1 pseudogene is annotated in these 4,392 nt (G+C 73.7%); it reads right to left on the bottom strand.

The features are described 5' to 3' along the window. Window positions 1-4,380 (bottom strand): annotated as a pseudogene (locus ACZ4FV_RS51645) (SDR family NAD(P)-dependent oxidoreductase); the annotation flags it as partial. Window positions 4,381-4,392: the final 12 nt, after the last annotated feature.

Genomic DNA, 4,392 nt, shown 5'->3' with positions numbered 1-4,392 from the left:
CTCATCGAAGGCCGCGGCAAACACCGGGAAGCTCTCATACAGCTCACGACCCATCCCGACCCGCTGACCACCCTGACCCGCGAACACGAACGCCAACCGCCCCGGCTCGGCACTCGCCGTACCGCGCACCAGGGCCGGCGACTCCGCGCCGGCCGCCAGCGCGTGCAGCCCGGTCCGGATGCCCTCGTGGTCCTCGCCCAGCACCACCGCGCGGTGCTCGAACGTCGTACGGCCGTGGGCCAGCGAGTACGCCACGTCGACGGGCGCGAGTTCGGGCGCCTCGGCCAGGTGCGTCCGCAGCCGCTCGGCCTGTGCCCGCAGCGATTCCTCGTCGCGCGCGGACAGCAGGAACGGCAGCGGGCCACTCGTCGGCGGGCGTTCCGCCGCGACCGGGTCCGCGGTCGGCTCCGGGCGTTCCAGGATCACGTGCGCGTTGGTGCCGCTCACCCCGAACGCGGAGATACCGACCCGGCGCGGCGCACCGGTCTCCGGCCACGCCATCGGCTCGGTCAGCAACGACACCGCGCCCGACGCCCAATCCACGTGCGGCGACGGCTCGACGATGTGCAGCGATCGCGGCAGCACGCCGTGGCGCATCGCGCCGACCATCTTGATCACGCTCGCGACGCCGGCGGCGGCCTGGGTGTGGCCGATGTTGGACTTCAACGAACCCAGCCACAGGGGCCGTTCGGCGTCGTGCTCCTGTCCGTACGTGGCCAGCAGGGCCTGCGCCTCGATCGGGTCGCCGAGCGTGGTCCCGGTACCGTGCGCCTCCACCGCGTCCACGTCGGCGGCGGACAGGCCCGCGTCGGCCAGCGCCGCCCGGATCACCCGTTGCTGCGAAGGGCCGTTCGGCGCGGTCAGGCCGTTGCTGGCGCCGTCCTGGTTGATCGCCGATCCGCGCAGGACGGCAAGCACCTCGTGGCCGTTGCGTCGCGCGTCGGACAGTCGCTCCAGGAGCACCATCCCGACGCCCTCGCCCCAGCTGGTTCCGTCCGCGTCCGCCGAGAACGCCTTGGCCCGGCCGTTCACCGCGAGGCCGCGCTGCCGGCTGAACTCGATGAAGGTCGCGGGCGTCGCCATCACCGTCACGCCGCCGGCCAGGGCCAGCGAGCACTCGCCCTGGCGCAGCGCCCGGGCCGCCCAGTGCATGGCGACCAGCGAGGACGAGCACGCGGTGTCCACCGTGACGGCGGGACCCTCCAGGCCCAGGGCATAGGCCACCCGCCCGGAGATCACCGCGGCGGCGTTGCCGGTCAGGAAGTAGCCCTCCAGGCCCTCCGGGATCTCGTCGACCCGCGGCCCGTAGTCCTGGCCGTTGGAACCCGCGAAGACGCCCGTGTCACTGCCGTGCAGCGTGCTCGGGTCGATCCCGGCGTGCTCGAACGCCTCCCACGATGCCTCCAGGAGCAGCCGCTGCTGCGGGTCCATCGCGAGCGCCTCACGCGGCGAGACGCCGAAGAACGCCGCGTCGAACTCGCCCGCCTCGTACAGGAAGCCGCCGCGGTCCACGTAGGTCTTCCCGGACTGCTCCGGGTTCGGGTCGAACAGGGCGTCCAGGTCCCAGCCCCGGTTCTCCGGGAAGCCGCCGACCGCGTCCACCCCGCCCTCGACCAGGCGCCACAGGTCTTCCGGTGAGGCCACTCCGCCCGGGAACCGGCAGCTCATCCCGACGATGGCGATCGGCTCGTCCGGCTCGCCGGCCGGCCGCGCGCTGTTCGCCGGGGTCGTGCCGGCGGTCCGGCCCAGGATCTCGGCCCGCAGGTAGCGGGCCATGGTCGCGGGCGTCGGGTAGTCGAAGACCAGCGTCGTGGGCAGCGTGCGCAGGCCCGTCGCGCGGATCATCCGGTTGCGCAGTTCGACCGCCATCAGCGAGTCGAAGCCCAGTTCCCGGAACGCCTTGGTGTCCTTGATCGCGGCGCCGGAGCCGTGCCCGAGCACGGCCGCGGCGTGCGCCCGGATCAGCTCCAGCACGGTGCGGTCCTGCTCCGGTTCGGGCAGGTCGGCCAGGCTCTCCCGGAGCGCCGGCGCGTCGGTCCCCGCGCCGGCGGCCGAGGAGTCCCGGGCCGCGAGTTCCCGCGCCTCCGGGACGCCGTCGAACAGCGGGCTGCGTCGGGTGGCGGTGGCCGCCGGAAGGAAGCGTGTCCAGTCCAGGTCGGCGACCGCCACGAACGGCTCGCCCGAGCGCACCGTGTCGCCGAGCACCTCGATCGCCAGGTCCGGGTTCATCGGCAGCGCGCCGCCGCGCCGGATCCGCGCGTCGACCGCTTCGTCCGTGGCCATCCCGGAGCCGGCCCACGGGCCCCACGCGATCGAGCAGGCCGGCAGGCCGAGTTCGCTGCGCTGCCGAGCGAGCGCGTCCAGTGCGGCGTTGGCCGCCGCGTACCCGGCCTGCCCGGGCGAGCCGACGGTGCCAGCCATGGACGAGAAGAGCACGAAGGCGGACAACTCGTGGCCGACGGTGAGCTCGTGCAGGTTGCGCGCGGCGGTGAGCTTGGGCCGGAGCACGTCGTGCAGGCGTTCCTCGGTCAGCTCGGCCAGGACACCGTCGTCCAGGACGCCCGCGGTGTGTACGACAGCGGTCAGCGGCCGGTCGGCGGGGATCGTGTCGAGCAGCGCGGCCAGCGCGGCCCGGTCGGCGGTGTCGCAGGCCGCGACGGTGACCGTGATCCCGTCGGCCCGTCCGGTCAGTTCGGCCACGAGCTCGTCTGCTCCGGGTGCGGCGGCGCCACGCCGGCCGACCAGGAGCAGGTGCCTCGCGCCGTTGTCCGCCAGCCACCGTGCCACCCGCGCGCCCAGCGCTCCGGTGCCACCGGTGATCAGTACCGTCCCGGAACTCGCCCACGGCGCGCCGGCGTCGACCTCGTCGGCAGAATTGCCCGTACCCGGCGCCCGGACCAGCCGCCGCGCGAACACTCCCGCCGCCCGCACCGCGACCTGGTCCTCGATCGATTCGCCGGCCGCCAGCACGCCGACCACATGGCGCAGCACGCCGCTGTCCACGACCTCGGGCAGGTCGATCAAACCGCCCCAGGTGGTGGGGTGTTCGAGGGCGGCGACGCGGCCGAGGCCCCAGATCGCGGCGCCCGCGACGCCGGTCGTCCGGTCTCCGTCGACCGCCGTCACCGCACCCCGGGTCAGGCACCACAGTGGTGCGGTGACGTCGGCATCGCCCAGCGCGTGCAGCAGGACGACCGTGTCGAAGAGGTCCTCGTCCGCCCCCGACAGCCCGAGAAGCGAGATGACGCCGCCGAGATCGTCCACGCCGTCCGTCGCCTCGCGCAGCCGCACGGCGACGCGCTCCCGGTCCCGGTCGGCGGTGTCCAGTTCCAGCGTGCGGATCGTGCCGTACGCACCCAGGTCGGCGGACAGTTCGTGCCCGCCGCTGGGTACCACGACCAACCAGGTGCCGGTCAGCACCGGCGGCGCGGCGGACGTGATCGGCTGCCAGCCGATCCGATACCGCCACGCGTCCGTGCGGGACTGCTCCTCGGCCCGCCGCGACCACGCGGACAACGCGGGCAGCAGGGCGTCGAGCGAACTGCGCGCCGCATCGTCCTCAACCGCGAGTTCGCGCGCCAGCGCCTCCCGGTCCCCCGCACCGACCGCCGCCCAGAACCGCTCGTCCCGGGCGTTCCGCGCGGGCGCCTGCTCGGCGTCCAGCCAGTACCGGCGGCGCTGGAAGGCGTACGTCGGCAGGTCCACCCGCCGCGCGCCCGGGACGAACGAGGCCCAGTCGACCCCGGCCACCGCACCGTTGACATGCAGCGTCGCCAGGGCGGACAGCGCACTGTCCGGCTCGGCCCGATCCCGCCGCAACAACGCCACGACCGGCTGGTCGCCCGCCTCCAGTGCGCCCCGGATCAGCGCGCTCAGCGTCCCGTCGGGCCCGAGCTCGACGAACCCGCCGACTCCCTCGGCCGTCAGGGTGCGAATCGCGTCGTGGAAACGCACGGGCTGTCGGACGTGGCGCACCCAGTACTCGGGGTCCGTCCAGTCACCATCGGGTGAGACGGTCGAGACCACGGCCAACTGCGGTTCAGTGAAGCTCAGTTCCCGCACGACCCGGCGGAACTCGTCGAGCATCGGGTCCATCAGCGGCGAGTGGAACGCATGGCTGACCCGCAGCCGCCGCACCCGACGCCCCAACCCCTCGAAATGCGCCACGATCTCGGCAACCACAGCCTCCGCACCGGAGACCACCACCGAATCCGGACCATTGATCGCGGCGATCCCGACGGCATCGGCCCGCCCCGCCAGCAACGGCAGAACATCCGCCTCGGCAGCACCGATCGCGGCCATCGCACCACCGACCGGCAACGCCTGCATCAACCCACCACGCGCCACCACCAGCCGGCACGCGTCCTCCAACGACAACACCCCAGCCACATG

The organism is Embleya sp. NPDC025285 (assembly GCF_055558835.1).
The sequence above is the reverse complement of the archived record's forward strand: the minus strand, read 5'-3'. Positions and strand labels throughout refer to the sequence as shown.